Origin of the sequence: Alkalimonas sp., assembly GCF_020831925.1 — a bacterium.
Lineage (GTDB): Bacteria > Pseudomonadota > Gammaproteobacteria > Enterobacterales > Alteromonadaceae > Alkalimonas.
Genome location: NZ_JAFIFQ010000099.1, coordinates 1 through 4,391, shown reverse-complemented (window position 1 = coordinate 4,391; position 4,391 = coordinate 1). Strand labels below are relative to the sequence as shown.

Genomic DNA, 4,391 nt, shown 5'->3' with positions numbered 1-4,391 from the left:
AGCAAATCGTACATCGCAATATTTTCCAGCTCTTTGGTGTGATGCTCGACTTGCTTATTCAACTCTTCAAGCTGCCAACTTAATTTATTGGCCGCATTATTTAAAGTATCGACTTCATCAATGAACAAAACTGAGCGGGACTCACTGGCAAGGCGAAAACGGCTGAACTCCTGATTCGCGAGTAAAGGAAGTCGTGCCGCCAAACGGAGCAGCCGGGCACTCAATCGATGCGTAATGCCATAGATCAGCAAGGCAAGAATGAGAAAAGCCAGCACGGCAATGATGATGATTCGCTGCTGATACCGTTGATTAGCCAACACATAATCGCTGATGTCTTCAATCAAAATTAAATGATACTGCCTGGGGAGACGGGTATCGAGTGGTTGCATGTGCGCAAAGTAATGACGTTGACCTGACTGGAGCCGCAACCCTTGGCGAACAATACTCCTAACATCCATCAACTCGGGAAGCTGATAATACAAATCGTGCAGCAAATCAGGGTTGGAGCTGGACAGCAACCGAATGTCAGCGGGCCTGGCTGATGCCTGTTTTATGTGGCTGACGATGGCGACCTCTGCCTGCAAAGAGCGATTTAAATAAAATAAAATGTCCACCAAAGTGGTCGTCATCACCACCACCGCCACGTCACCTGCATCCAGCAGCAGTGGAACAGCCAGTGACTTGACACAATACTGGTCACATAAAATCTGGCTTTGCGGCTGCTGCAGGGCCATGGCCTCGCCGGCAAGCCGATCGATCTCTGCCGGAATGATGGCCGAGCTTTGAAATGCCAACCGACCATCTTGCTGAAACAACCAGATCTCATCAACGTTCAGATGCAAGTTGAGCGTCTCCAGTTGCTGACTTAAGGCTCTGGTAAAGCCCGAGAGACCATTTGCTGTGTGTTCACCTAAAGTCAACTCCGCATAAGACTCGACCCAGATGCGGAGCTGGTTTTCAATCAATTGGCTGTATTGAGCGAACTGCTGCTCTCCCAGTAATCGTTTCTGCTCTTGTTGCTGGGAAAACTCATCCTGAACCCGAACCAAAGACAAGGTGGTGAGACCCGATGTCATTACAAACAACACCAACAACATCACCATCAGCAGCTTCCAGGGCAAACTGATAAAGCGGCGCATCTTCAGAACCAATACATCAACTGGAGCGCCCATAGCTGCCAGTGAGAATGTCTATTCGTTATTAAGTCGGGAACCACAACCGGAGCCAAACGAGCAGCCCCGTGTACCCAATGATGCTCCAACTGCACCCTTACCCGGGGTGCCAAATCGCGACTGACCCCCACACTGAGGCTGTGCTGAAAGCCAAAATAATCCGGAATCTCGCCCTGCGTCATCGCCATCAATTGCTTACCACGGCGATCGTCTTTGTTGGCTACAAAGTAATCGGCCATCGCATGGATGCGTAGATCCGCACTGAGCTGATAAATTCCTTGTACGTAGCCTCCCTGGCCGAACTGCGCAATTGCAAATTCTGGTGCGATAAAACCGCGAATATCCATGCGCTCCTGAAAGAGTTCGCTCGCCAGCTGCCAGCGCTCACGGTGATATTGAGCATTCAACATAAAGCGCTGCACCATAAAATCAGCATCATAAAAAAGCTCGGCTGACGCATCACGATAACTAAACTCAGAATCAAGCAACGAAACACCAAAGGTCCAGTGACTCATTTCAGGCTGCCAGAATGCACTGGCCTGGTGAACATATTTTTGCCGCGACCTTCCATCCACTCTGTCACCAAGCAGCAGCTTTGTTTGCTGCTCTGACAAAGGTGTCGCACCGAGGCTCCAGTTCAACGCAAAATTGCCAAAGCTCGTATCAATGCTGGACTTTAACGCCAGACCATCACTGCTAACAGCAATATCTCGAAAAGGATCAAAGTACACCGACTGCGGCAGCACGATGCTCGGACGTGTTAGCGGCACATCCCGGGTACTTGAATGGATCCAATGCTGATTTTTAAATCGCCCGACATAGGCATTTAGTTGCCAATCCAGCTGATTTAACAAAGCCCAATCCAGAAACAGGTAATCCAGCTTTAAACCTGAGGGATAGCGATTGCCTCCATCCAAATACACCACCTGACCAGCCAGGCGAAAGTTCGGTGATAACTGCTTGGCACCATTGATACCCAACTCAGTTAAAGCAATCGACGGTTTGCCACTCTGATTAATGAAATTGCTTTTATCAGCCTGAATCATGCCTTGTGATAAAAAGCCATGCCACTGCCACTCTTGAGCCGAAGCAGTATTCAATCCACCGAGAAAAACTGCCAACACAGCAAGTGAGCGTTTGCTCAAGCGGGAAGCCTCTGATGGACAAAAACAATTAACGTATTTCAATGATACGAACCCCTGTGTCATTGGCATTGCCAGCCCGGTAACCAATACCCCCTGGCGTGCTCTGAACCAGCTCAATCAATTCTTGTTCAGTAGCGACTTGTTGAGGCCTGCTACCAATGCCTGAAAAGCTTAATCGATTCCATATGTTATCTAATTGATAGGGAAACATCCGAAGCTGCTCTTTACAAAAGTTTTGGTGCAGTGGATGGTCACTGCTAAGTACAAAGACCCGTACAGCAGAACCATCAGGCCACTGAGTTTGTCGCATGCTAAACAAAGCCCGTAGTTGTGCTGGGCTAAGATGATGAAGCTCTATGGATGGATGAGCAATCACTTGCACCGCCTGAACAGGCGCTGTGAAGAAGCATACAATAAAAAAAAGCAGATATTTAAACATGCTACACCGGTATCAGAGTGCCTCCAATCAAAGTCCGCCATTGATCGATAGCTTCTGCATACATGTGAAACGAAAATCGAGTTCGAGCAGCAGTTCTTGCTTCCTGCAAGCATTGGCTGTCGACCATTCCATTTCATTTCATAGCAAAGTCAATGATTTATCAAGTCGAAATACTTTTTTATTCGTTTAATATCAGATCCCTGCACTCCAGATGACCAAATAATCACTATTTTGTTTGATTTATCACCAACTTAACTCAGACTTTTTTGGCAAACTAAGCTCGATCGTCGTATACTGAGAATCAGTCATCCACACGGCACGGCAGCATTTTTGCCATTGGTGGCATCTGAAACTCTGTCGCAAACGTATCGAGTGCCCCATCGTATTATTCAACAGGTAAACACCACCATGCGCTTTACCAACACAAAAAACTACCAGCACCAACAAGCCGATAAAATAGGGGTCTTAGTCACCAACCTAGGCACACCGGATGCGCCGACACCCGCTGCACTAAAACGTTACCTTAAGGAGTTTTTATCGGATCCCAGAGTAGTTGAGGTGCCCCGACTGCTGTGGTGGCTTATATTGCATGGCGTGATTCTGCGTTTTCGCCCGAGACGCTCGGCCAAAGCCTATGCCACTGTTTTTACCGAGCAAGGCTCACCGCTGCTGTTTCATACCCAGCAACAGTGCGATGCGATTCGTCAGCAGCTGCAGCAGCAGGGCCATCGTAATTTAGAAGTGGCTTTTGCCATGCGCTATGGCAATCCGGGCATCCAGACCGTGCTGGATGAGCTGTTTGCCAAAGGCGTTCGCAAGTTGTTGGTGGTACCGCTTTATCCTCAGTATTCCGCCTCGACCACAGCTTCGACCTTCGATGCCATTGCGAAAGACTTGACCAGACGGCGCTGGTTGCCTGACTTCCGATTTGTCAGTCATTACCATGATTTCCCACCATTTATTGAAGCAGCAGCACAGCAAATAGAGGCCTTTTGGCAACAACACGGTAAACCTCAAAAACTGATTTTGTCTTATCACGGTATCCCCAAGCGGTACTTACTCAACGGTGATCCCTACCACTGCGAGTGTCACAAAAGCTCCAGGCTGATTGCACAACGGCTAGGACTCAACAGCGATGAATACCTGACCACCTTCCAATCCCGCTTTGGTCGCGAAGAGTGGTTAACCCCTTATACCGATGAAACACTAAAAGCCTTGCCTGCACAGGGCATTACCCATGTACAGGTATTTTGCCCTGGCTTTTCAGCCGATTGCCTGGAAACCATTGAAGAGATAGGCGAAGAAAACAGAGAGTACTTTTTAACCGCTGGAGGGGCGCAATACGACTACATTCCAGCTCTGAATGATAACCCTGCGCATATCGATGCCTTGTGTCAGCTGATTGAACAGAATCTGACGCATTGGCAGGTTCAGGACGATCCTGATCGTCAGCATAGAGCCATGGCCCTGGGCGCCAAAGCTTAGCACCAAGGGACAAGCCGATGCCGCAGCGAATTGAGCCCGGTTTTAATTCTGCACCGCTGCTAAAGCGCAAGGATTTCAGTGGTGCGGGAGTAGAGCGCAACGTCCCCCCTCCGGCAGTCAAACGGCGTTACTGGCCCTGGCTGCTGGCAT

At 48.9% G+C, this 4,391-nt stretch carries 3 protein-coding genes and 1 pseudogene; 1 reads left to right on the top strand and 3 read right to left on the bottom strand.

The genetic code is table 11. The annotated features are described in order from the left end of the window. The 3 genes and pseudogenes from JJU14_RS16100 to JJU14_RS16090 form a co-directional block, all read right to left on the bottom strand. Positions 1-1,139 (bottom strand): annotated as a pseudogene (locus JJU14_RS16100) (hypothetical protein); the annotation flags it as partial. A 2-nt stretch (positions 1,140-1,141) separates the two neighbouring features. After that, positions 1,142-2,317 carry a hypothetical protein gene (locus tag JJU14_RS16095; protein ID WP_228614741.1) on the bottom strand — a complete coding sequence of 392 codons (1,176 nt, stop codon included), beginning with the start codon at positions 2,315-2,317 and terminating at the stop codon, positions 1,142-1,144. A 28-nt stretch (positions 2,318-2,345) separates the two neighbouring features. Further along, the gene (locus JJU14_RS16090) at positions 2,346-2,756 is read right to left on the bottom strand and encodes a hypothetical protein (protein ID WP_228614740.1); all 411 of its coding nucleotides are present in this window, start codon (positions 2,754-2,756) and stop codon (positions 2,346-2,348) included. 408 nt (positions 2,757-3,164) lie between these two features. Between JJU14_RS16090 and hemH the strand changes: the two genes are divergently transcribed. Then, the gene (gene hemH / locus JJU14_RS16085) at positions 3,165-4,241 is read left to right on the top strand and encodes a ferrochelatase (RefSeq protein ID WP_228614743.1); all 1,077 of its coding nucleotides are present in this window, start codon (positions 3,165-3,167) and stop codon (positions 4,239-4,241) included. Positions 4,242-4,391 lie beyond the last annotated feature (150 nt).

Excerpts from the sequence above, each read along its gene's own strand:
- hemH (WP_228614743.1), top strand. The coding sequence starts at position 3,165 with ATGCGCTTTACCAACACAAAAAACTACCAGCACCAACAAGCCGATAAA.
- JJU14_RS16090 (WP_228614740.1), bottom strand. The coding sequence starts at position 2,756 with ATGTTTAAATATCTGCTTTTTTTTATTGTATGCTTCTTCACAGCGCCT.